This is a genomic window from Pseudomonas sp. DWP2-2 (assembly GCF_049897065.1).
Taxonomy (GTDB): Bacteria; Pseudomonadota; Gammaproteobacteria; order Pseudomonadales; family Pseudomonadaceae; genus Aquipseudomonas; species Aquipseudomonas paracarnis.
In genome coordinates this window covers 67,802-91,056 of record NZ_JAFCVN010000003.1, presented here as the reverse complement: position 1 = coordinate 91,056, position 23,255 = coordinate 67,802, and the positions used below count along the sequence as shown (strand labels likewise).

Annotated in this window: 20 protein-coding genes; 1 reads left to right on the top strand and 19 read right to left on the bottom strand. The window is 56.4% G+C overall.

The window, feature by feature from the left end; genetic code table 11:
* Positions 1–12: 12 nt before the first annotated feature.
* The 7 genes from ACP7CZ_RS07900 to ACP7CZ_RS07870 form a co-directional block, all read right to left on the bottom strand.
* Complete coding sequence (locus tag ACP7CZ_RS07900) at positions 13–600, bottom strand: hypothetical protein (protein WP_072445735.1); 588 nt, start codon at positions 598–600, stop codon at positions 13–15.
* Positions 597–1,169 carry an RNA polymerase sigma factor gene (locus tag ACP7CZ_RS07895; protein ID WP_054896831.1) on the bottom strand — a complete coding sequence of 191 codons (573 nt, stop codon included), beginning with the start codon at positions 1,167–1,169 and terminating at the stop codon, positions 597–599. Before ACP7CZ_RS07895 ends, ACP7CZ_RS07900 begins: the two co-directional genes overlap by 4 nt.
* 194 nt (positions 1,170–1,363) lie before the next feature.
* Complete coding sequence (locus ACP7CZ_RS07890; RefSeq protein WP_294173294.1) at positions 1,364–2,992, bottom strand: vWA domain-containing protein; 1,629 nt, start codon at positions 2,990–2,992, stop codon at positions 1,364–1,366.
* A 201-nt stretch (positions 2,993–3,193) separates the two neighbouring features.
* Positions 3,194–3,844 carry a DUF799 domain-containing protein gene (locus ACP7CZ_RS07885; RefSeq protein ID WP_005783625.1) on the bottom strand — a complete coding sequence of 217 codons (651 nt, stop codon included), beginning with the start codon at positions 3,842–3,844 and terminating at the stop codon, positions 3,194–3,196.
* On the bottom strand, positions 3,841–4,203 hold the full coding sequence (locus ACP7CZ_RS07880) for a DUF4810 domain-containing protein (protein ID WP_005783622.1): 363 nt from the start codon (positions 4,201–4,203) through the stop codon (positions 3,841–3,843). The genes ACP7CZ_RS07885 and ACP7CZ_RS07880 overlap by 4 nt, the downstream gene beginning before the upstream one ends.
* Positions 4,204–4,232: 29 nt before the next feature.
* Positions 4,233–4,913: a CsgG/HfaB family protein gene (locus ACP7CZ_RS07875; protein ID WP_054920387.1), complete on the bottom strand. Its 681-nt coding sequence runs from the start codon at positions 4,911–4,913 to the stop codon at positions 4,233–4,235.
* A gap of 374 nt (positions 4,914–5,287) precedes the next feature.
* A complete protein-coding gene (locus ACP7CZ_RS07870; protein WP_054920389.1) occupies positions 5,288–5,980 on the bottom strand; it encodes a hypothetical protein in 693 nt (230 codons plus the stop codon).
* Positions 5,981–6,234: 254 nt separating this feature from the next.
* Here ACP7CZ_RS07870 and ACP7CZ_RS07865 point away from each other — a divergent pair, with 254 nt between their 5' ends.
* Positions 6,235–6,492: a hypothetical protein gene (locus ACP7CZ_RS07865; RefSeq protein WP_005783616.1), complete on the top strand. Its 258-nt coding sequence runs from the start codon at positions 6,235–6,237 to the stop codon at positions 6,490–6,492.
* Between the two features lie 38 nt (positions 6,493–6,530).
* Here ACP7CZ_RS07865 and ACP7CZ_RS07860 read toward each other — a convergent pair whose 3' ends face one another.
* From ACP7CZ_RS07860 to ACP7CZ_RS07805, 12 genes are all read right to left on the bottom strand, one after another.
* On the bottom strand, positions 6,531–6,827 hold the full coding sequence (locus ACP7CZ_RS07860) for a hypothetical protein (RefSeq protein WP_146135763.1): 297 nt from the start codon (positions 6,825–6,827) through the stop codon (positions 6,531–6,533).
* The gene (locus tag ACP7CZ_RS07855; RefSeq protein ID WP_106117644.1) at positions 6,824–7,216 is read right to left on the bottom strand and encodes an SMI1/KNR4 family protein; all 393 of its coding nucleotides are present in this window, start codon (positions 7,214–7,216) and stop codon (positions 6,824–6,826) included. Before ACP7CZ_RS07855 ends, ACP7CZ_RS07860 begins: the two co-directional genes overlap by 4 nt.
* A 211-nt stretch (positions 7,217–7,427) precedes the next feature.
* Entirely contained in the window at positions 7,428–7,799 is a 372-nt protein-coding gene (locus ACP7CZ_RS07850) for a hypothetical protein (protein WP_233098237.1), read from the bottom strand.
* A gap of 1,172 nt (positions 7,800–8,971) precedes the next feature.
* Positions 8,972–9,667: a hypothetical protein gene (locus ACP7CZ_RS07845; RefSeq protein WP_057709502.1), complete on the bottom strand. Its 696-nt coding sequence runs from the start codon at positions 9,665–9,667 to the stop codon at positions 8,972–8,974.
* A gap of 18 nt (positions 9,668–9,685) precedes the next feature.
* Entirely contained in the window at positions 9,686–10,165 is a 480-nt protein-coding gene (locus ACP7CZ_RS07840) for a hypothetical protein (protein WP_127880565.1), read from the bottom strand.
* A 341-nt stretch (positions 10,166–10,506) separates the two neighbouring features.
* Entirely contained in the window at positions 10,507–10,677 is a 171-nt protein-coding gene (locus ACP7CZ_RS07835; protein ID WP_365692794.1) for an HNH endonuclease, read from the bottom strand.
* A 21-nt stretch (positions 10,678–10,698) separates the two neighbouring features.
* A complete protein-coding gene (locus tag ACP7CZ_RS07830) occupies positions 10,699–11,181 on the bottom strand; it encodes an SMI1/KNR4 family protein (RefSeq protein ID WP_294173301.1) in 483 nt (160 codons plus the stop codon).
* A gap of 130 nt (positions 11,182–11,311) precedes the next feature.
* A complete protein-coding gene (locus ACP7CZ_RS07825; RefSeq protein ID WP_087945075.1) occupies positions 11,312–11,755 on the bottom strand; it encodes a hypothetical protein in 444 nt (147 codons plus the stop codon).
* A gap of 114 nt (positions 11,756–11,869) precedes the next feature.
* Positions 11,870–12,451 carry an imm11 family protein gene (locus ACP7CZ_RS07820; protein ID WP_426174025.1) on the bottom strand — a complete coding sequence of 194 codons (582 nt, stop codon included), beginning with the start codon at positions 12,449–12,451 and terminating at the stop codon, positions 11,870–11,872.
* A gap of 234 nt (positions 12,452–12,685) precedes the next feature.
* Positions 12,686–13,042, bottom strand: coding sequence for a hypothetical protein (locus ACP7CZ_RS07815; protein ID WP_003187492.1), 357 nt, complete (start codon positions 13,040–13,042; stop codon positions 12,686–12,688).
* Positions 13,039–21,324 carry a DUF637 domain-containing protein gene (locus tag ACP7CZ_RS07810; protein WP_294173309.1) on the bottom strand — a complete coding sequence of 2,762 codons (8,286 nt, stop codon included), beginning with the start codon at positions 21,322–21,324 and terminating at the stop codon, positions 13,039–13,041. The genes ACP7CZ_RS07815 and ACP7CZ_RS07810 overlap by 4 nt, the downstream gene beginning before the upstream one ends.
* 30 nt (positions 21,325–21,354) lie before the next feature.
* On the bottom strand, positions 21,355–23,076 hold the full coding sequence (locus ACP7CZ_RS07805; protein WP_294173310.1) for a ShlB/FhaC/HecB family hemolysin secretion/activation protein: 1,722 nt from the start codon (positions 23,074–23,076) through the stop codon (positions 21,355–21,357).
* Between the last annotated feature and the right edge of the window lie 179 nt (positions 23,077–23,255).

The following is a 23,255-nucleotide window of genomic DNA, read 5'->3' as shown; positions in this document are numbered from 1 at the left end:
GTGGCGACAGGTTCAATGCTGTTGCAACGCCTCTAGCCGCGCCGGCAAGTCCTCCTCGGGAAAGCGTTGGTACAGCGCCAGCAGTTTTTCATCCGCGGCCCTGGCTTCACCCGCTCGGCGCAGGTTCACAATTTCCTGCAGACCTGCTTCCAACGTAGGCAGCGCCCGTTTGCTGAGTTTCAGCGCTGGCTGATCCGCCAATGCGCTTTCGGCTTGAGCCGGAGCACTTTCAACGCGTGGCGCCATCGCCATCCGGGCCATTGGCGCGGGGGCGGAGAAGGCTTGCGGCGCTGGCTGGGCGGCTTCTTCGTGGTGCGGCGCAGAGAATGTCGCGGTGGAGATTTCAGGTGGCGGCACGGGGGAGCGCATGACCACGCCGATCATCAGTGCCAACCCGGCGACGGTGGCAAATGCCATTTGCCAGCGCGGGCGTTGGCAGGCTTGCAGCCAGCGTTGCCACAGGCTGGGTTGCGGCTGCGGGGCTTCGCGGCGGGCGGCGTTGAGGATGAAGGCGTCGAGGGACGCGGGCGGTTCGCCCGTGCTGTGTTGACGGTAGTGCTGAAGCAGCGCGTCGTCCGGGGTGTGTCGGGAGTCAGTCATACGGGTACCTCCTCGGCCAGCAGGCGCCGCAATTTTTGCAGGGCGTAGCGCAAGCGGCTTTTTACGGTTTCCAGCGGGGCGCCGGTGAGGGTGGCGATTTGCGGTACTTCGAGCTCGCCGTGCAGGCGCAGCAGAAACACTTCGCGCTGGTCTTCGGGCAACGCTTGCAGGGCCGCGTCGAGGCGCGCCTGGTCGCGGCTGAGGGTCAGTTGTTGCTCGGGGCCGTCGCTGTCATCGGCCTGGGCGTGGAGCTGTTCATCGTAGCTGTCGTGCAGGGGGTTGTGGATGCCGTGCTTGCGCCAGTGGTCGATCAGGCGGTTGCGGGCGATCTGGAACAACCAGGTGCGAAAACTCGCCCGGCCTTGTGGCTGGGTGGTGCTGCGGATCAGGCTGAGCCAGGTGTCCTGGTAGATTTCTTCGGCCAGTTCGGCTTTGTTGCACAGGGACACGAGGAAGCGGTACAGGCCCTGGCGGTGGCGCGTGTACAAGGTTTCGAAGGCGCCCGCGTCACCGGTTCGGTAGCGGGCCAGCAGCGATTCGTCGCTGGGTGAGTCGTCTGGAACGGCCATGTAATGGGCGAACTCCTTTTGGTCAGCCGAAGCAGGGTTACTGTAGGAGCGAGCTTGCTCGCGAAGAACGTCAACGATAACGGGTGCTTCCTGGATAAACGCGGTGCCTGTGAGTTTTTCGCGAGCAAGCTCGCTCCTACAAAAAGCTTTAGCAGCAAGCCACCTCCCACATTTGATCTCGGTTGTGAGCGAGGTCAGGGTTTGAGGCTTTGGGCCAACTCCACCAGTTGCACGAACTCGTTGCGCAGCCCGAACGGGTCATCGCCGCGGGCCGAGCGCGCCAGTTTGGCGGTGTCTTGCACACTCATGATGCCAGTGTAGCGGCCATCGCCCTTGAGCTGTTGAGCGAAGGCGGCCACGGCAGACGCGAAGCGCAGATCATCGCTGGCCGGGGTGGTTTGGTTGGCGATGGGGCGTTCGATCAACTGACTGTTACCGCCCGCAGCGAGTTTGTAGCGCACCCGAAGCATCGCAAGCTCTGCGGATTGGCCTGCGTCCGCAGGCGCAGCGGCATAGCGCAAAGGCTCCAACCAGCCCTTCTCGCCCTTGGGCACGATTTCATACAACGCCGTCACTGTGTGCCCTGCGCCAATCTCACCGGCATCGACCTTGTCGTTGTTGAAATCCTCACGCTTCAGGGCGCGGTTTTCATAGCCCAGCAGGCGGTATTCGCTGACCTGGGCCGGGTTGAATTCCACCTGCAGTTTCACATCCCGCGCCACCACGGCCAGGGTGAAACTGAGTTGCTCTACCAGCACCTTGCGTGCTTCGCGCAGGTTGTCGATGTAGGCGTAGTTACCGTCGCCCGCGTCGGCCAGTTGTTCCATCAGGTGTTCGTTGTAGTTGTCCACGCCAAAGCCGAGGGTGGTCAGCGATACGCCGCTTTTGCGCTGGGCCACGGCCATCTGCTTGAGGCTGTCGAAGTCGCTGATGCCCACGTTGAAGTCGCCGTCGGTGGCCAGCAGGATGCGGTTGATGCCCTGGTCGATAAAGCCTTCGCGGGCCATCTGGTAGGCCAACTCGATGCCCGACGCGCCTGCGGTGGAGCCGCCGGCGGTGAGTTGGTCGATGGCTTTGCGGATCTTGGCTTTTTCACTGCCCGAGGTGGGCTTGAGCACCACGCGGGATTCACCGGCATAGACCACCAGTGACACACGGTCCTGATCACGCAGTTGATCCACCAGTAACTTCAGCGTGCTTTTGACCAACGGCAAGCCTTCGCGGCGGTCCATGGAGCCGGACACGTCCACCAGGAAAACCAGATTGGCGGGCGCCAGTTCGGCCACGGTTTTATCGGAGGCCTTGATGCCAATGCGCAGCAGTTTTGTGCGCGGGTTCCACGGTGTGGCGGCCACTTCGGTGGTGACGCCAAAGGGTGAGCCGTCGGTGGGCAGTGCGTAGTCATAGGGAAAGTAATTGACCATTTCCTCCAACCGAACCGCGCCTTCGGGCGGCAGGCGGCCTTGGTTGAGGAAGCGCCTTACGTTGGCGTAGCTGCCGGTGTCGACATCCACGCTGAAGGTGGAGACGGGGGTTTCGGTAACGCGGTGCACAGGGTTGTCGGGCAGGTTGGCGTATTGCTCTCGGGGTTCGCTGCGGTCATTCATCATCGCCATTTCACGCACCGCCATCGGTGCCGGCATGGCCATGCGTTTGACCACTGCATTCTGGATCGGCGCGCTGTGCAGCTCGGCGAGAGGCGCCGGTTCAACCGGTTTGGAGACTTCGGGGGACGATGACAGCCCACACCCAGCCAGCGCCACCAGCAGGGTAACGGTGAAGCCTTGGGCAGCGGGACGCAGGTAAAGCAGAGGGCGGGACATGGGGCTGAACCTCGTGAATGAATGAGCCGTTCACAAGGTCAGACGCGAGGTAGGTTGGGTTCGGGTTAAACCCTCGAAATTCACCTCGATCAATGTGGGAGCTGGCTTGCCTGCGATAGCGGTGTGTCAGGCAGCCTTTCCAGCACTGGCCCACCGCTATCGCAGGCAAGCCAGCTCCCACAGTTGTATGGCGGTGTTCTCTTAGTCCGTGCCGTATTTCGGGTTACGCGGGCCGTACAAAATCCCGGTGCGCTGCCCCGCCGACAGCAACCGTGCGCTGGTGATACCGGCAATCGGATGCGCCGCATCGGTAGAGCTGTTGATCACCTGCTTGACCGCAGCCGTGATCAACATGCCCACCAGGCCGCCACCGTTGTTGTTGCCTTCTTCGCTCGACGCCCGCGCCGAACCGGTCCACAGGGTGGTGCCGGTGCGCAGGTCCACCAGTTTGGCCGAGGCCGTCACCGAGGTGTCGCTGGAGATCAGCATGTACTGGGTGCCGTACTCGCTGATGGTGATGTAAAGCGCCGCGTCCGCGCCAAAGATGTCATGCAGCTTGGCCGGTTGTACGGCCTGGATATCGTTGGCGGTGGTCAGGCCGTTCTGGCGGAAGGTTTCGTCCACCAGGGCAATCGGCAACACGTAGTAGCCGGCTTCGGCCAGCGGGTAGGTGACTTGCGACACCAGGCTGTAGGACGCCTGCACTTCCGGCGATTCGTTGATCGGCGGCAATACCAGGATCGACTTGGGCCGCGCCTGTTTGTACGCCGAATAATCAACCGTCTTGGGCGCGGCGCAACCGCCGAGCAACGCCAGGGCCAGCAAGGCGCCGGTGAGTTTTAACAGGCTCATTTGGTGGCGACTCCGGCTTTGGCGTTTTTCAACAGAAAGTCCATGTACGCAGCAGACTCAGGGAACAGCGCCTTCTCGGTGCGAAACTCCTGCACCATCTGGTCATCCTTGCCCATGTTCATGTACAGCATGCCCAGGTGCGCGTGGTAACCCGGCGGCGCCTTGCGGCCACTGGCGTTGATCTTCTGCAGATCGCGCTCCAGTGCTTCCACCTGCGCTTCCTTGGGCTCGCCCTTGAAGTACTCGTAAACCTGCGGCTGGTAGCTTTCCCATTGATACAGGGGCTGGGGCGCCGTTTGGCACCCGGCTACCGTCGCGATTGCTGCCAGCGTCAGCGCTAACTTCACTGCCTTGCTCATCCGTGTACTGCTCCTTGTGGTGTGGCTGATCAGTTACGCGGGTTCCAGGCGCCAGCGTTGATGCCGTCGACCAGGCGGTTGATCGCTTCGCGCATGGCCAGGTCCAGCACCTTGCCATTGAGGGTGGAGTCATAGCTGGCGGTGCCGCCGAAGCCGATCACTTCACGGTTGGACAGCGCGTACTCACCGGCGCCCTGGGTGGAATACACCACTTCGGAGGTATTGATGTTGACGATATTCAACGCAACTTTGGCGTAGGCCACTTGGGTCTTGCCACGGCCGAGGATGCCGAACAGCTGGCGGTCGCCGGTCTCTTTGCGGCCGAACTCGGTCACATCGCCAGTCACCACATAGTCAGCGCCCTTGAGCTTCTGCACGGTGCCTTTGATTTTGGCTTCCTGGGAGATCTCGCCCATGTTGTCGCGGTCCAGCACGCTGAAGCGGTTGGTCTGCTGCAAGTGGGTGATAAGGATGGTCTTGGCCTGGCCGCCGAGACGGTCAACGCCATCGGAGAAGATGCCGCGCATGTAGCTGGAGCGGTTATCGAACTTACCCACGGCAATCGGCACACGCACGCCGGAATAGGCCAGGTGGGCGCTGGCGACTTGCTCCACCGGCATCGCGCGGTTGCTCTCGGTGGCACAACCGGCCACGGTCAACAGCGCCGCGGCGGTGAGGCCCGACAGCAGGATTTTGGACAGTGTCTTCACAGGGTGCTCCTTGGGTGAGGAAATCAGCGTTGCTGGGTTTTCCAAGGAGAAAGGCAGCCTGAAAACGCACTGGCCTGGATTCTTCCCTGAAAGACGGTGATACAACGGCTGCGGCATTTTACGGGGTTGAGAGCGGTTCTCAAGTTGTTTCGGCCATAGGTGGGTGGCTTACCCTACTGCCGACCGCAATACTCAAAGCAACAAAGATCAAATGTGGGAGCTGGCTTGCCTGCGAAAGCGATAGTGCAGCAACAGATGCAGCGACTGACACACCGCCTTCGCGGGCAAGCCCGCTCCCACAGGGGAACTGCGTTTAACCCTGACTGGTATTAGTCCAAGCCCGCCCACCAACAGCAGCCTGCCTTCGCACAGCCCTACTTGAGCTCCTTCACCAGGTACTGCGCAGAAATCTGCGTAATCCCGGTCAACGCCCGGCGCAAAGCTTCCGGGTCCGTGCGGTAGGTTAACGGCGTATAGCCATAAACGTTCTGACCATTAAACGGCGTGACCGCTTCAAAGGTGCGCCAGATCATCTCATCGCCGCGATCCATCTGCGCTAACACGTTAAGGGTCGGATAAATCACACTGCTGAAACCCTGGGTCAGGCGAAAGCCCCACTCGGACACGGTCAGCTGAATCTGCGCATCAGCCGGCTCATCGTCGCCGACCACCTTGAGCGTCGACGTCTTACCCAACTCATCGACAAAGCCCTGCTTGAGCAACACGCCAACATCGAGTTTTTCCGCCTCCATCACCGTCAGAATAGCCACCGGCGTCGGCATCTCGGCCAACTGCCCAAGCTTCATGCCGCCGGCAAACCCGGCACCACTCAACGCCGCAGTACCCACCTTGGACGCCCCGCTGGCCATGCCAACACCCGCGCCAACCCCGGCACCCAGGGCCGCGCCCCAGGCCTGTTCGCGGCCGAAGTACACCATGTTCTTTTCCCACTTCACGGGCAGGACTTTGACGGTCTTGATCTGCGCGCGGTTTTCGGGAGTGAGGGGGTGGCTGACGCAGCCGCCGAGGATGAGGGTGGTGAGGAGAATGAGGAGGAGGTTTTTCACATTGGTCCTTTAATGTTTGGGGTGAGGCTTTCAGATTTGCATAGTCGTAGTGCGTTTGTTCGTGAGCAGTATGTCGGCAATGGGTGGCAAGACGTTAGTAGCTGCGTACACGCTCCGAAGCAGCGGCATTTTGATGCCTTGCGCGGGCTTGGTGGTGCGGCTTATAGTCCGGCCGTCGCTCAAAAAGCGACCGGGTTTGGCGACCCGAAGAACGAGCCCTCAATAATCCAGAGAGCTTAATGATGAATCGATACATTCCCCTAACCGGCCACGACTGCACCGTCCCAGCCCTGATCATCGACACCCAGGCACCTCTCGACGTCCTTCACGACGCCGCCGTGCACCGCATTCGGGCCGTCACCCAACTGCTGGAAAACCTGGCCTTCCGCGAACAACTCAGCAGCGATGCCGTAGTACTTTCAGACTTCGCCCATTTGCTGGCCATTCCGCTGCGCGATGGGTGTGATTTGCTGGATGTCATCAGTCGCAGGCTTAATGCCGATCCGTCCTGAGTGAAAATCGGGCGGCCTTTGTGTCGCCCGCTTTGCGCTCAATTCCCTTGGCCACTCTCTTTACGATTTTTCAACCAGGACTGTATCCAAACGCCTACCCCAGTAGGTATTGCATAGGCAAAAACACCGGGTAACATATCTACGATTTCAGCCCAACTAAAGTCCCATACACCAATCTTTGAATAATTAACCAGCGCCCCCATGAGCTTTGCGATAACCCCCACCAACAAAAACAATAAAAACAGATAAATCAACAATAACAAAAACGCCTGCCACCTTGATCTAGGCTTAATCACTTTCCCTTCCCATTTCCTTCCCTTTTCTCCCAGAGTCACCTCAACAAACTATAAACAAACAAAGAAAATGTTTCACATAACTTCTTAACACTCATATCTGCAGAGTCTATTTTCACTACAGCCCATTTATCATTTTTATCAAAACCGACGCATCGCCCCTGCATATCATCACCAAAAATCATAACACTTTCGAATTGCGCCGCAGTCTCATCATCAAAAATATCACTTGCCTCTAGGAGGCCGTTATAAAGCATAAATCCGGCTGTTTCAATTTCCCCACTTCCGAACTCCTGCAAAAACTCCAAGTAATCATCAGGAGCATTTTTCTGCCCTACCTTTATTGCATTAAGACTGACATCATCTACAGCAGCCAAGCCATCAAGCAAATGCTCTTCTTTCTTACTCTTCAAAAAAGTTTTAATATCCACCTTCACCCCCTACTTTTTATCTGAAAAAATCTCTCTGGGCACACCTCCAGCACGATGTATTCCACCCTGATGCTGATCCGGAAATCAGAAAAAGGGGACAGATTTTTTTTATAGATTTTTCAACCCTAATTCAAATAAATCTGCTCCCTTTTTTTTCCGCTCCCTTTTTTCACTTCTCTAGCAAGATCAAACAAACCGCCTCCTTTTGTTCTCAATTATCTTTTGGAAAATTTATCGAAAAAGCCGAAAGTAAAGTCTCAATAATTTTTCGATCTGCATCATTCTTCGCAAAACACTTAAGCACTGGGACAAGATGATAAAACAATAACTCGAGCCTGCTAGGATCTTTGGGCAATGCATCGTTAATGCATGCAACCATTAACTTAACTGGCATAATTGACGCGAAGGTTTCATATCCTCTAGCGCTAGAGAACGGAATTTTCTTAAAATAATAATCCGCTAAACGTTTCTGCTCTGGTTTTTTCCAAGATCTATGAGGAAGGAGTAATAAAGCTTCACCCCAATTATCTGAAGTAAGCGGGTACCGGCTCAATATCCAAGCTGCCGCCTGATCAGAAGTCATTTTCGCCAACTCTTTACAGAGTGATATCAATCTTGAATCCATACCAAACTATTTCCTTGGATTAAATGAGTTTTCCGGTAACCCAGAGTTAGCCTTTAGAGTAGCAGGTGGCTGATAATGACCGGAACTATTATCCCATCTTGTTATTTTTCCTCGCTCTGGACCGTCATTATTACCAAAGCGTATAGAGCCGGCATATTTAATTTCCCCCCCACGCTACCCCAGATGGGTTGAAAATTGCTCATTCACATTTGGGCGGCTTACCTTGATAGTCCCATCCGGCAATGTGACAAAATCGTAAGAACCTGAAGGGGTAATTTTCCCCCACCTTGCCCTTGCAACCAATACCGGCCTGATTCGTCCTGGATAAGAGTTCTCACGGGCCGTTGCGAACAAAAGAACAAAAGGAACAAAAGGGGACAGATTTATTTAATATGCTCTTCAACTCTAATTTAAATAAATCCGCCCCCTTTTCTCTTCCTTTTCTCTCGCCCCCTTTTCTCTCTTTTCTTTTCCCTTAAAACAACAGTTAAAAGACATAACATCCTTTTACGTTAGAAGTTTCGTATCTCCATGACTTTATTAGCCGATCCGCAGCGACAAAAACCGAATATCGGCAATCTCTAATCCAAGTTATGTAATACCGCCTGCCTCCGTTTTCATCAACAACCTTATCAAAGGTCTTATTTTTATTTACAGGCGACCAATATGAGTCGCCACATCCTCGAGTGCAGTCTTTGTAAAGGTGGGAATCGAAATGAGTACCTACCCATAGATTCATTCCATTTTCCCAATTGGAATGGGAAGGTGCGCAGCCAGCCAAGGCCGACAATAATACTACCAAAAGCCATTTATTAATTTTCACGCTTTTTCTGCGACTCAATTGCTGGGCGGTACTTATCGTACAGTGCTCCATAATTTACAAGCAGAGCAGGCGGCATGCTGCCCAAATTTTCAAAAAACGACATATCAGCTTGTTTGTGAGCTTTCAAGTTAATCATCCAACCATCGTGCAATGTAGCAAACCCATTAAACCCTGGAATTTGGTTTAATATATTGCTGACTGGAGTACCGTGACAAACAGCAGAACAAAGGGGACATATTTATTTAATATGCTTTTCAAGCCTCATTCAAATAAATCTGTACCCTTTTCTCCCTACGCCTTATAGCGCCTATTGTTTCAAATCAGCTATTAGTTTAGCTATCACTAACTCGAAAGCATTCTGCAAAGCGCTACGGAGAGCTTCAGGGTTTGTTGAGTACTCTTGAGGTGTATACGCCTGGACATTTCCATCACTGAACGCTGTGACAGTTTCGAAATTCCTCCAAACTACTGCGTCGCCGAGCTTCATGGTCGCTACAATGCCCACTGTTGGATAAAGCTCTGCACTGTAGTTTTTCAAGGCAAAGCCCCATTCGGACACGACGAATTCTATATGCGCATCGGCCCGGCCGCCCTCCGGTTCAACTTTGAATAAATGCTCAGCACTGATCCGTGCCTCCAACAGTTGTTTGAACAACTGCCCTGGATCTATTTCGTTACGCTGCAAGTTCAACAAAATTGCCTGCCGTGGACTTGAAGCTCCACCATCAGCCACTTTCGCGCCCGCTACCACACCCACGCCAGCCATAGCACTGGTAGCGACTTTGGACGAATCCGATGCCATTCCCACAGCCGCCCCGGCACCGGCACCTAAGCCGGCCCCCCAGGCTTGATCCATGCTGGTGTACTTGAACTGCTGCTCCGGGAATGAGGCAAGCAACACACTGACAGTTTTGATTTGCTGGCGGTTTTCAACGCTCAGATCTTTGGTTACACAGCCACTTAACACAAACAAACCAAAATAATAAATTATTAAATTTTTCATATTTATTAGCCAGACCTTTCAGTCCTCCCCCTCCACGGCTATAAAAACAAGAAATTCACTTTCAACAACATCCGAGGGGATAGACCTGTAAACAAAAATCTCATCTCCCAAATTCAAAATAAAAAGACGTTCTTCACAATCAAATGAAAAACCAACACCCACAACCCTATCCTCCACTGAGGATTTCACCAGAACAGCTGAGGACAGCGTTTTGTTTATAACATTACTAAAGCATGCATCGTCGGACATCGACGCAATTACTTGCGCGCCATACTCTTGCATATCGCACTCGGTTAATGGCTCCACGGACAGTCCTATCGAAACCCCATCACTATCGCAAAATAAACGGCCAGGAATGCTTCCTTCAAAATGTAAACTAATTTCTTGCGGAAAACCATGCGCCACCGAGCCTAACTTATGAATCAGTGCGTCCACCGACAAAAGCCTTTTGCCAATGGCAAGTATAAGCCACGCCTTCAACGAAGACTCTTTCATCATCTAACCTTCCCTTCCAGCGCACTTTTTACTGATGGATTTTGGTTGACGCCATCTTTCAAAATCGTCACAAACGTACCATTCGGCTTGGTCACCACGACATCATTGCCTTTTAACAAAAGGGGACAGATTTATTTAATGCGCCTTTAAACTCTAATTTAAATAAATCTGTCCCCTTTTCTGCTCAAATTCAATCAAATCATATAAAAAATCTGGAGCTCCCTCCGCCCCTAAAAATCCTGCGCACCACGATTGTAACTCTGATATATCAATAGCCTCGCAGAACAGACAGGTAATTACAAACCCTAAAAGTTCATCACTGTAACGCTCAGTTTTTTCTATAATCACTTTCCGCCCCCCATAGCTTCACCACCTATGGGTCCAGTTCTGCAGTGAATCAGCTCCGGAACGAGCTGCATCCGTCCGCTATCTTGGTGATGATGCCAAAAACAAAAGGGGACATCTGATACCGATGTCGCCTTAGAAATTAAATTTTGTCCGACACCACCTCCCATTAGATCCTTCGAAACTTCTTATTATTCGGGCGGCCGCTCAAATAACTGGTCTAAAAATTTTGAAAATGAGGAAGCGACAAATGATAGTTCTGAATCGCTACCTGGAACGGCTTCATGATGCCACATCATAACTTCTGGATCATCAGAAAGCCGATCTTTACGATAGTCAAAACAGAGCGCATCTCCGTTCCCTAATACTGAGAAAATAATTAGGCCTTGAACAAAATCTTCTGGCGGATGACGGTATTTCACCTCCATTGTCTCGAATGAGCCTTCGATTTCACCGAAAGGTAAAAACATACCAGCGCTGCTCGTAACATCTTCGCCGAGAAGACGATTGTAAAAATTGAAAACAGGTTTATTTAAAATAAACGCGCCATTAAATTTCGCTGAAACTTCTTTGTATTCCGCAGGAAAAACTATACCCGCCAATGCTTCAAAAGCTTCTATGTCAGCAGCATTACCTTGACCATAATAAGAATCAAAACTTACTCCAGCGATCATTTATTGCCCCTTACTCATCGATTCCCACCCGACGTGACGCGCACCATTATGAAAAACCTCGCAAAAAGGGGACAGATTTATTTAATAGATCCCAGCGCAAATTTAAATAAATCACCCCCCTTTTCTCGCGTCATTTAACGCAGCACACCTGATCATCAGAAAGATAATAAAGTCCCTCCAGCTTTCCGCAAATGGAAGGAAGACCGAAAACCGATTCCGAGGCATAAGAAATAGGCAGCTCGGATCTAATCGAACCGGCAAACTCTGAACTTTCCCACGCGGGAGTTACTATACCGCTCCAAAAATTTACGACGGCTCCCTTATCAGACAATACAACAGGCTTTAAGCATTCAATTGCGGAATTGGAGTTCCAATACAAATAGCCGCGATACACAGAGTGTCTTTCACCAAAAAAATCAGCTCGAACGATAATCTGAAAGTCTGAGCACGTTTCCTGCTCGGCGAGGGGGCGTACAGTTAACTCATCCTCCACGGTATCGTCCATCGGAAAAAACCAAACGCTGTAGCGATCAAGATCATCAATCGTTAGCTCATATACTTGTTTGTCCGACACAAATCGCCCCCCATGTAATTAAACACAACAAAAGGGGGCAGATTTAATCAATGGTCTTTGCACTACCACCACGAATTAAACAAATTCGCCGCCTTCCCCCAACTACCTGACTAACTAGGTAACGGTTTCTTGATCACCATTAACAGAATCAAACAGTACGCCGACAACACCAGCTGCCACAAGTCGCCGTTTCACTTCTTCACTTACTATGATCGCACCCAAATATTTTTTAAGTCTAAATATATGACTTGATCCGACCCTACCCGGGTCAACCACCAAATTGTAGAAAGCACGATAGTTGCCGGCCATATCTGGCCTAACAGCATCATCTACCTCAAACTTTTTATAGCGAGAGCGCTTTTCATCCACGCAATCGATTTGCGTTTCTATAATCATCAAAAAATAGCTCTGGCAAACCACTTTATTGTTTATCTTAACCGGCTCAAAAACGACATGCTGATAAAGTTCGTCTATCTCTGGCAAACCGGCGAGCGAATTTTTTGCCCTCTCGCTTAAAACAGGAACACTGGCGTATCCAGCGAGGGAATAATCAACTTCTTTACCGTCGAACCTTACATCGAGGGTATATGTGCCTGGCTCCGTAAAATTAACTGGAGGATCACTGAAATGCCAGTTATCTACATGATGTACATCTCCGAGCACCCACCTATCGCAGACAGTTACATCTTGTCGCATTAAGTAATATCTCATTTCAGTCCCTCGTAAGCCATTTATCAACTTCACTACCCACGATTACTGCTTCTGTCTTAATCTCTTCCAACATTTTTGTCACGAATCAACGAAAAAAGGGGACTGTCTAGTCCTGAAATAGGTTTACACATGCTTCAGGACTAAACAGCCTTTAAACTCTAGTCTAGATAAATCTGTCCTCTTTTCTTGTCCCTTTTCTTCAGTCCCCTTTTCTTCAACTTATTCATCATCCCAAAACTGCCCCGGCGGCGCATAGTTGCCATCTTCCAAGATGCTGCACCATCCAAAAAGCCTATAAAACATTTCAAGATCCAATATTTGGTAGATATCAATATCAACTTTTTTTAACGACACCCGACCGTGTGCATAGTGAGAGTATTGCCCACCTACCCCACCTATCGCTCTTTTTTCAAGTTCTGCACGATCCCACTCCAGAACGGTTCCTGCAGCTTCTGGCAAAGGGTCCAAAAATTCAATTTCAAACTCCGTTGCAATTTTGCAAATGCAAGGAATCAGCCTTTGCTCGAGCAGGCTGTGGGTTAACAAATTCTCGGGAAACTTAATGCTTAATTTCATTTCAGAGCATCCTTTGGAACAACAACATAACCTGAAAAATTCTTTTCAAAAGTAGTCGCGGGGCTAAAATACTGCTTACCATGAGGATCACGAATTGCTACGACAGAAATGCCATTTCTGGTCGTAATGCCGTCGACCACAACAAAATGGGAAAATCCGGTACCCGCTGCTTTATCCACCACTTGGACAATAACAGGCGTTCCGTTTGCTGTGTATCTTGCCAAATCAGCAACGTTACGGCTTGCATAAACTGCCGTGTTGACGCCCTCAGACTTCATCAAATTCGCAACGTCCTGAGGGAAAATCCCGTCTTTTCCGGGTGGAAGCTTTTCAATCAGATTTCCTATGTCTACTTTATGTCCCATGGTATCCAAAACCATGCCACATGAGTTGTGACCACATGTAGGTACGGGCCCTTGATTCACAACTAAACGATCACCGCTTCGGGGTAGCGAATCACCAAGAAGTGGATTTTTAGGACCTGCTCCTGAAGGTAAGCTCTTTGCTAGCTCTTCTACCAAATCCGCAGACTCAGCAACCTTTCCTTCCAAATACAGCTTTTTAGCCTTACCTAAAACTTTTTGTGCCGCATCCCCGGCGCCCGGGATGAGTCCAATACTCGCCATGGCATAGTCAAACGGATCCTCAGCCTCATAGAAGCCCTTTGCATCGCCGTAAACCGGAATGAAGTCTGAACCAAATTCAGCGAGCTGCTCAGCCAGGCGCTTTGTCTGAGCAAGCGCAATCGGGCTATCTACTTGCTTAATGCTTCGAAGCTCCGCCTCAATGGAATACGCCGCAAGCTCTTTATTCTGCTCAACTTGCTTAGCCTGCTCTTTAGCCTCAGGGCCAAATCTCGCAACCACAAGGCTTCGAGCAGCCTCCGAAGCTTCTCGCCGTAAAGAACGACAGGTAGCACCTGCACCATTCGCACTGCAGGCGGTGGTTAGCGCCAAATCTCGACTTTTATCTAGAGCATCCAGAGCGTCAGCACGCCCACACGCAGCACTATCTCCTCCCTGGCATTTCTTCTTGGCAGCCCAGCGCTCTTGGTTTTCTTCATGGTTGAGGTAGTTGTACTGTGTCGAACTGCCCGCCACCCATGCTCCAGTTTGCAAACTGTCACCGTCAGCATCACTGTCCACCGACGCCGCAAGCACACCAATCAACTGCGAGCTCATCACCAGCAAGCTCTTTCTCTTATCCTCCGGCATGCTGGCGTACTGTTTGGCGAGGCTGTCTACCAGGGCTTCGTTCACACCTGCTGCCAACGCACCAGTACGGAAATCGCCGCCGGCGGCTTCAGCTGCCAGCCCGCCCATCAACGCATGCAGCCCAATCTTGGTGATACCGCCGTCGGCGAACCGATTCTTGGAGACATCACCAATCATGTTGAAGCCATAGGCAGCAAATGCATTGGCAAGGCTGCTTTGCAATGCATCCCCGAGGCTGGCTTCTCCTCCCAGCGCTTTAGTCAGGATGGCCGATGTGCCGTTTTGCAGAACCTGATTCGCAGTAAATTGACCAACACCTTGCCAGGTACTCAATGGGCTCGCGGATGTCACTGCGCCCGAGTTAGGTAGCGCAGTAGTAGTGCCTGTCTGCGTGCTGGTCCAGTCGTCATAGAACCCTGCGGTCAGCCCCGCGGTAACACCCGAGACAACATAGCCCCGCATCGCATCGCTGGAGGTTACGTCCTTGACCACTGCGCCTAAATTGCCACGATTATTGATTGTGCTGATAGCACCATTGCTGGCCATGCCGGCAAGCACAACGCTGCCCGCAGCATTGGCCCAGCCTGCGGCAGATGTGGCTGTGGCAGCAGCCGTCGCCCCAGCCATCGAGGTACCCGTCCCAGCGGCGGCAATTGCGCCGCTTGCTGCCCCCATCGTGAAGTAGGTAACAATGATCGCTATGACAATTTGCGCGCCGGCGCCCAGGCCGGAATTACTGTATTTGAAGCTGTCGTGCAGCTCTTTGACCTCGCGCCAGTCAACATCGCCACGCTGCTCCATTTGCTTGATCCAGGCGAGGCTTGGGTCCGCCTGGACCATCGCGTCGATGGTCTGGCTTACCGTATTCTGGTTAACCTGCCTTACATCAATCTTCAAGCCGTCCACGGCCTTGATTGCCAGCTCGCCCTGCGCCACCAACTCACTCTGACGCAACGTCTCGTCGGTATTCCCCTTGCCCTTCGCGCTGGTCCACGCCAGGTCACTCTTGCTCTTCTCGTGGCTCTCCTGGTGCAGGTCTTTGACCGCCTCGAAGGTCACCGCGCCGCCACTGGTGATGGCCAGGTCCTTACCGCTCTCAAGCTTGGCCCGCTGATACAACTGATCACCGCCACTGACCAGCGACAGATCACCACCAGTCTTGATCTCAGTCCCCACATTCGTGACGTGGGTCACCTCATCACGCTTGGTCTTCTTCGCGCCCCAGCCCCCCTTCTCCTTCATGTCGTAAAGGCTGTAGGTGCTGTTCTGCGCCGCCAGCAGGTTCAACTTATCCCCGCTATACAGATAAGCCTCATTCCCCGCACTGATCCTGCTCGCCACAATCGTGGTATCACGCCCCGCCTGGCTGACGAAATCCCCACCCGCAGTCAGCACGCTTGCCACTTGAGTAGTCTGGTCGTCCGAAGTCTTGATGCGTTTTTTGCCGTCCTTTTCCTTGCCCTCGACGTTGTGCATGTCGCTGACCGAGGCGACGTTGAGGTCGCGGCCGGCGGCGATGTTGAGGTCTTTGCCGGCGGTGGCGGTGCTGCCAATGATGTTGACGTCTTGCCCGGCCTGCATGTTGAGGTTGCCGCCCGCCGTGACGCTGGCGGCGAGGTTTTTGACGTCGGTGGTGATGCTGGATTTCTCGCCGCCGTCGCGGGTTTCGTGTTTGACGCGGGTGTCGCTGGCGGCGATGAGGTTGAGGTCGCGGCCGGCGGTGAGGTTGGCGTCGTTGCCAGCGGTGAGAGCGCCTCGGTTGGTGAGGTCGCGGCCGGCGTCGATGGCGAGGTTTTCGCGGGCGACGATGGTGCCGGCGCTGGTGTCGGTGAGGGTGCGCATGCCGGCGCCGTCACGTACCTGGATGGCGGTGGTCTCGTTGGTGATGTCGCCTTTGAGCGCCGTGAGGCTGACTTGTTTGCCGCGGATTTCGCCGGCCATGGCGTTGCGGATGCTGTCTTGGGCGAGCAGGTTGAGGTTGTTGCCGGCTTCGACCAGACCGCCGGTGTAGATGCTGCCGCTGCTGATGGCGGAGAGGTTGTTGCTGGCGCGCAGGGTGCCGACGTTGATCAGGTCGCCGCCGGTGACCAGGTTGAGGTCGCGGCCCTGGATGAGGCTGTTGCCGCGCACGTTGCGCGAGTCGGCCTGGGCCAGGTACAGCACCGGTACGAGCACGGTCTGGCCGTCGATGACGCGGTTTTCCATCCACACGATGTCGTGGGTCAGGGCGCCGACTTGCTGGTCGGTGAGGGCCACGCCCAGGCTCAGGCGCAGGGCGTCTTTGCTGGCGAGGCCGTTGTCCATCAGGTAGCGGAACTGGTCGGCGTCGCTGTACAGGCCGCCGGCGAGGAAGCGCTGGCCGGTTTGCGCGAGCACGGCGTCGCGGATCAGGCGGGTTTCGTACTGACCGTCTCCGAGGCGGCGCCAGGCGTTGTCGGCGTTGAAGCCGAGCTTGCCGAGCAGGTAGTCGGAGCTGAGGAAGCCCGATACGGAAGTGAACTCGGGGTTGGTTTCGATCAGGTAGTGGCTGGCGGGGTCGGCGTTTTTGACGAACAGGCCGTACTCGCCCTTGGGCAGTTGGAAGGTGGGCGAGGTGGTGGGGTCGACCGGGGCAAACGCGGTGCCGGTGTAGTCCACGGGCACGAAGCCGCCACCAGGGGCCACGCCTACCACGGGCAATACGCTGCCGGGCGCCTGGGCGCTCGGGTCGTTGGCGTGTTTGCTCAGGTTGATGTTGATGCCGCCGACGGGGATGCCGGTCTGGTCGTCGCCGAGGGTGCCGGTCAACTGGGCCAGGGTGTTGTTGTGCAGCGTGCCGTTTTGCAGGGTGCGGGCGACGTTGAGGTTGACCGTGCCGCCCGCTTGCAGGGTGGCGTCGTAGCCGGGGCCGCTGTTGTTGGTCCAGGTGGTGACGTCACTTGCGTAGGCGAACGGCAGGCTATTGGGTGAGCGGCTTTTGAGTTCTTCGAAGCGCGCCTTGTCGAAATTCCCAGCCGCCGTGGCCGCATTGAACGCGGGCACATCAACATATTGCATGCGTTCAAACAAATCGTCGGAGACGTGACCTGGCGTGCCGATTACAAGCTTGCGCTGGCCCGTGCGCGTGGCGGCGCCCTGGTTGAGCAGGTCACCGGCAGTGATGCTCAGGTCGCCATTGGCGGCCATCAGGCTGTAGCGGTTCTGCACGTTGTCGCCTTGCAGCAGCATGTTTTTGCCCGCCACCAGGCGCGCCGCTACCGAGTCCTTGGTCGCCGCCTCGAGGTACGTTTCGTAGATGGTGATCTCGCCGCGTTCCCAGTTGTCGCTCTCGCCGCAGTGCTGGCCACAGATCCAACTCAAGCTGCCGGTGGTCAGCGTTTGCCCGAGTTCGAATTCGTCTTTGGCGTTTTCGATAAAGCCCGCATTGATGCCGATCGAGCCTTCGCTTTCCACGGTGCCGGAGCGGTTGCTGAACAGCACGGCACGCCCGCCATCGCGGGCGGCGAAGCTCAGGTTGCCTTTGCTGTAGACATCGCCATAGCTGTTGCTGAAGCCATTGCTGCGCAAGGTCATGTCGCCGCCGCTGAACAGCAGCGTATCGGCGGCATTGGTGATGCCGTTGACTGCGGTGAGGTTCACTGCGCCCTGGGCACCGAGGGTGCCACGGTTGTTGATTTGCGCGGCGGCGATGTCCAGTTGCTGGCGGGCGGTGAGGAACCCGAGGTTGTCCAGGGTGCCGCCCAGGGTCAGGCGCGCATTGGTTGCGGCCAGGCGGCCGCCGTTCTGGCTGAGGTTGTTGGCGGCGACGGTGAGTGTTTGCAGGGCCGAGACGCGGCCGCTGTTGGTGATATCGCCGGTGGTGATGCTGATGTCACTGTCGCTGAGCAGTTCGCCGCCGTTGTCCAGGCTGGCCACGTTGAGGATCAAGCCCTTGGCGCTGGCCATGCGGTCACCGGCCTTGAGGGCCAGCCCTTGGTCGCTCTTGTAGGTGAGCACGTCGTTGAGTTGCACACGGCCCAGGCCGTCGACTTTACCGAATGCCCAGTCGGCGCTGCCCATGCCCTGGATATTGCCCTGGCTGCCTTCGAGGCTGGCGGTGTTGAGGTGGAACAGGCCGGTGCCGGCGTGTTGCAACATGCCGTTCTGGTTGTTGACGCTGGCGGCGTCAAGGCTGAAGGCCTGGCTGCCGAATTCGAGGGTGCCGTTCTGGTTGTTCAACGCACCGCTGAGGTTGAGCTTGCTGCTGGCGCCGCCCAGGGCACGCAGTTGGCCGTTGGCGCTGTTGTCCAGGTTGCCGCCGGTGAGGGTCAGGCCCTGGTTGGCTTCGATCAGGCCGCCCTGGTTGCTGAGGGTGCCACGTGAGGTCAGGTTGATCTGGTTGCCGCTGATCTGGCCGCCCGCGCTGTTGTCGAGGCTGGCGCCGCTGACGGTCACTTGTTCTTTACCGAACAGTTTGCCGCCACGGTTGGCCAGGGCTTCTACGGTCAGTTGCAGGTTACCGACCAGGCTGGCCATCAGGCCGCCGCTGGCGTTGTCGACGCTGTTGGCGGTGACGCTCAGGCTGTCGCCCTGCACGGTGCCGCCCTGGTTATCCAGGCGGGTGGTGTTCAGTTCGGTGAGGGCGCCGCCGCTGAGGATCAGGCCTTTGCGGTTGCTTACATCCTGGCCGCTGTAGCTCAGGCCTTCGGCGCCGGCCAGCAGTTGGCCGTTGTCGTTGTTCAGGTGCTGGGCGGCGATGTCCAGGCGCTTGCCGCGCAGGGTGCCGCCGTCGTTGTTGAGGGTGGTGAGCTGCTTGACCAGCACGCTGCGTTCGCCCGCGTCGATCTGGCCGCCGACGTTGGTGAGCAGGTCGCTGACCTTGAGCACCACGTCGCCGCCGTTGCTGACCAGCGCGCCTTTGTTGCTGTTGGTGAAGGTCTGCGCGGTGACGTCGACGGTCTGGCCCAGCAGGATGCCGGCGCTGTTGTCGAAGCGCTCGCCTTGCAGTTGCAGCAGGCCCTCGCTCTGGATGCGGCCCTGGGCGTTGAGCAACTGGCCCGGGCCTTTGAGCAGCAGGCTTACGCCCAGGGCACCACCGGCCAGCAGGCCGGCGTTGCGGTTGTCGAGGCCCGAGGCGCGCACGTCGAGGTGGTCACCCAACACGCGCCCGGCGCGGTTGTCGATGTCGCCGCCGGCCACGTCGAGCAGCAGTTGTTTGCCGACGATCGTGCCGCTCTGGTTATCCAGGTTCGCGGCGTGCAGTTCGATATCGCCCTGCCCGGCCTGCAAGCGGCCCTGGGCGTTGTTGAGCTGTTGCGCGGCGGTGAGGGTGAGCTTGCCGGTGTCGGCGCTCAGTACGCCGCCTGCGTTGCTGCTGAGGGTGCCGGCCGTAACGTTCAGATCGGTGCTGGCCTGGGCGAAACCCTGATTGTTGTTGAAGGTGTTGGAAACGGCGAGGTTGAGCGCGCCGCCGTCGGCCTGGATCAGGCCCTTGAGGCTGTTGTCGAGGTTGCTGGCAGTAACGGTCGCGGTCTTGGCCACCAGCACGCCGTTCTGGTTGTTCAGGTTGCCGGCGTTGACGGTCAGGTCGTTGGCGATGACTTGGCCGCCGCTGTTGTTCAGGTTGGCGCTGGTGAGCACCAGGCTGCCACCGGCCATTTCGATATGGCCCTGGCGGTTGTCCAGGGAGGCGCTGTTGAGCGTGGCGGCCTGGCCTTCGCCGAAGCGGATCAGGCCGCCTAGGTTGACGATGGCCGGCGAGCTGATCACCAGGGTTTGTTCGCCAAACAGACGTGCGCTGGCGCCCTGGTTGGTCAGTTTGGCGCTGCTGACCTCGACGGTCTTGGCCTGAATAATCGCGCCCTGGTTGGTCAGCGCTTGTGCGGCGGTAATCGCCAGGGCGCGGCTGGCCAGCAGGTTGCCGCTGGTGGTGACGGTTTGCGCGTTCACCACCAAGTCGCCCGTGGTGTTGCGGCTGTTGTCGGCGGCGACGCCGGCTTCGATGATGCCGGGGTTGTTCACGCTGGCCGCGTTGATCTCGATGCGCTGGTCGGCGGCGATGCTCTTGCGGTTGACCAAAGCCTGGGCGCTGGTGACCTGCACGTTGCCGTTGGCGTAGACCTTGTCGGTGAGGTCGATGTTTTGCGCGGTGATCTTGACGTTACCGGTGGCCGCCGCCTGCGCCATGCTCAGGCGCCCGTTGGCGTCGAGCTGAATATCGCCACCACTGGCGGCCAGGGTGCCGTCGAGCTTCACGCCCACACCGGCTTCGGTGCCCACCAGTTTGATCGCGCCGGCATACATGCCACCCAGGGCCGAGGAGTCGATCGCCAGCTCCGGCTTGGCGCTGCCGTCATCGGCGCGGGGGGTGGTTTTCAGGCTTTGCGCATCGACGTCGTTGCGCCCGGCGATCACGTTGAGTTCGCGGGCGTTGATTTGTGCGTTGATCTTGGCCGAGCGGGTGATGATGTCGAAGCGTTCGACGTTGCTGGCGTTCAAGCCCTGGCCGTCGATGGTCACGGCGCCGCCATCCACTTCATAGCGCTGCAATTGGCCGCTGGCGTCGAGCACCGGTTTGCCGGTGGTGAGGGTGACGTTGGGGGTGTTGATAAAGCCGCAACCGCTGCACGTCACGCCGTACGGGTTGGCGACGATGACCTTGGCCGACTGCCCCGCCACTTCGGTATAACCGCGCAACTGGCTGGGGCTGCCGCCGTTGACTTCGTTGAGGATGACGTTCGCCGCGCCGCCCTTGAGGTTGGGGTTGCCGACAATGATCCCGCCCAGTTGGGTGTTAGTCATGGTGCCGTTGGCGTTGTTGAGGATCACGCCGTTGGGGCCGACGTTGTAGTCCTTGAACTGGTTATGGGACAAGCCCGCGCCATTGGGGGTAGCGATGTTTACCACCGGCACGCCATTGCCCGCCGCGCCCACGGTGGTGCCCGGCGCACTGACCACAATGCCCTCGGCCTGGGCCAGCAGCGGCTGCCAGAACAGTGCGTTGGCAAGGATCAACGCCAGCCCGCGCTTGGGCAGGCCGAAGAACGCGTCCCGGCGCTTCAGGGCGGCAGAAGGTTGGCGGGCCAGGAAGGCGAATTGGCGAACATCCATTGTCAGGCTCTCATGCAGCGGGGCGTTGAATTACAGGAAAAAATCCATGCGGAAGTAGATCGGCGCTTCGCGCTCGGTCACCACACCGGGTCTTTCTAACGAATGAGCAAAGGTCACGCTGGTGCTGACGTGTTTGCCACGGGCGAACAGCTCCAGGGAGTTGCTGGACACCCGGCCATGAACGTTGTCGTTGTAGCGGTCGTTGCGGATCACGCCTTGGTCGTAGCCGACGCTGGCGCCGTATTCGGCGAAGGCCGGGCGCATCCAGTCGAGGGTCACCGGGCGTGCCCAGCGCACTTCGTTGCGCCAGTAGCCGCCGCTGTCGCCGGTCAGCAACTGGTCCTTGAAACCGCGCACCGAGGCCGAGCCGCCGAGGCTCATGCGCTGGGGCGAAAACAGAATGTCTTCGCTGCGTTGGCCGGTGGCCAAACTGCTGAAGCTGAACGACTCGCCCCACAGGCTGAACGGTTGCAGGTAGCTGACGGTGGCGGTGTATTTGCGGTAGCGCGAATTGGGCTGACGCCGACCGAGCGGGTCACGCTCGTCTTGAGACTGGGCGTCGAGCAGGCCAATGCCGCTTTGCATGCCCAGGTCCAGGTTGACGAAGGCACTGCCGATGCGCCGACCGTGGTTGACGCCCAGTTGCAGTTCGCTGAGGCGGTTGCTGCTGGCCTCGGTGCGTGTGTCGAGGATGTAGTTGTTGGTGCGCAGGTGCGCCAGGCCGACGTTGACCGAGGTCTTGCTCACATCGTCGCGATGGATCACCCGCTCGGCGCGCAGTTGGTGGTTCTGGTTGTCGCCGTCCTGCTTGAATTTGAAGCCGTCGGTCACGCCGTAGGTGCGGTAGTCGCTCTCGCTGTAGGTGTAGCTGAAGTTCCACCAGCCCCAGGGCAGGTTGTAGTAGAGCATGGTGTTTTTCGAGGTTTTCTGGTGGTCGCTGATGGCGTCATGGCCGCCGCGCAGCATCAGTTGGTCACCCAGGCCCAGTGGGCTGTCCCACTCAAGGCCAGCGCCCCATTGCTGTTCGCCGGTGCTTTTCTGCCCATCGTTGTTGCGCGACAGGCTGGCGCGCCAGGGCTTTTGCGCGGTGTTCTTGACCACCACGTCGCTGCCACCGACTTGCTTGCCAGGCGTCAGCTCCATCTGCGCTTGTTTGGACGGCAGGCGGTTGAGCTGGTCCACCAGTTGCTCGATTTCACGCAGGTTCAGTGCTTCGCCGACCTTGCCGGGAAACGCCATGGCCAGTTCGCGGTCGGTCACCGTGCTGCCTTCGGCGCTGCGCAACGCTTCGAGTTTGCCTTCCACCACCAGCACTTGCAGATGGCCGGTGGAGAGGTCTTGCTGCGGCAGGTAGGCACGGCTGGTGACGCGGCCTTTGCCGAGGTAGTAGTCGGTGATGGTTTTGAGCAGGTCGTTCAGCTGGGACACGCCCAGGCACTGGCCGATGTAGGGCTTGAGCAGGCGCTCGCGGTCGGGCGCCGGCAGGCTGTCGGCGCCTTTGAGTTCGATGGTTTTGATCGGGAAGCAACGGGTGTCGGCCGGGGTTGCCGGGGCTTGGGGCTTGTCCGCTTTGCCGGGCAGGTCCTGCAGCTCCTGGAGGCGCCGCTGTTGCTCTTCAAGCAAGCGGTTCTGCCGGTCGCGGATCAAGTCTTGATCGCCAGGCGTGGGGGCGGCGGATGCACTGTTCAGGCCCATGCAGGTGAGCAGGAGGGTGCAGAGCAATAACCGGGTCCATGGCAATAACGAAGACATGTTCGATCCATCGAAAATCAAGGGCCGCGAAACTAACATCGAACTTCCAGCCCGCCTAGAAACGGGCGACGTGGGGCCGTTCGACTGATTAGTTTTCTAACCTGTTGATTATTAATGATAATTTTTCATCAAAAGAGTTTAAGTCGGGCACTTGCAGTGATTATTCCGACAAGTGGCAA

Excerpts from the sequence above, each read along its gene's own strand:
- ACP7CZ_RS07900 (WP_072445735.1), bottom strand. The coding sequence starts at position 600 with ATGACTGACTCCCGACACACCCCGGACGACGCGCTGCTTCAGCACTAC.
- ACP7CZ_RS07895 (WP_054896831.1), bottom strand. The coding sequence starts at position 1,169 with ATGGCCGTTCCAGACGACTCACCCAGCGACGAATCGCTGCTGGCCCGC.
- ACP7CZ_RS07890 (WP_294173294.1), bottom strand. The coding sequence starts at position 2,992 with ATGTCCCGCCCTCTGCTTTACCTGCGTCCCGCTGCCCAAGGCTTCACC.
- ACP7CZ_RS07885 (WP_005783625.1), bottom strand. The coding sequence starts at position 3,844 with ATGAGCCTGTTAAAACTCACCGGCGCCTTGCTGGCCCTGGCGTTGCTC.
- ACP7CZ_RS07880 (WP_005783622.1), bottom strand. The coding sequence starts at position 4,203 with ATGAGCAAGGCAGTGAAGTTAGCGCTGACGCTGGCAGCAATCGCGACG.
- ACP7CZ_RS07850 (WP_233098237.1), bottom strand. The coding sequence starts at position 7,799 with ATGACTTCTGATCAGGCGGCAGCTTGGATATTGAGCCGGTACCCGCTT.
- ACP7CZ_RS07845 (WP_057709502.1), bottom strand. The coding sequence starts at position 9,667 with ATGAAAAATTTAATAATTTATTATTTTGGTTTGTTTGTGTTAAGTGGC.
- ACP7CZ_RS07840 (WP_127880565.1), bottom strand. The coding sequence starts at position 10,165 with ATGATGAAAGAGTCTTCGTTGAAGGCGTGGCTTATACTTGCCATTGGC.
- ACP7CZ_RS07835 (WP_365692794.1), bottom strand. The coding sequence starts at position 10,677 with ATGGGAGGTGGTGTCGGACAAAATTTAATTTCTAAGGCGACATCGGTA.
- ACP7CZ_RS07830 (WP_294173301.1), bottom strand. The coding sequence starts at position 11,181 with ATGATCGCTGGAGTAAGTTTTGATTCTTATTATGGTCAAGGTAATGCT.
- ACP7CZ_RS07820 (WP_426174025.1), bottom strand. The coding sequence starts at position 12,451 with ATGCGACAAGATGTAACTGTCTGCGATAGGTGGGTGCTCGGAGATGTA.
- ACP7CZ_RS07815 (WP_003187492.1), bottom strand. The coding sequence starts at position 13,042 with ATGAAATTAAGCATTAAGTTTCCCGAGAATTTGTTAACCCACAGCCTG.
- ACP7CZ_RS07810 (WP_294173309.1), bottom strand. The coding sequence starts at position 21,324 with ATGGATGTTCGCCAATTCGCCTTCCTGGCCCGCCAACCTTCTGCCGCC.
- ACP7CZ_RS07805 (WP_294173310.1), bottom strand. The coding sequence starts at position 23,076 with ATGTCTTCGTTATTGCCATGGACCCGGTTATTGCTCTGCACCCTCCTG.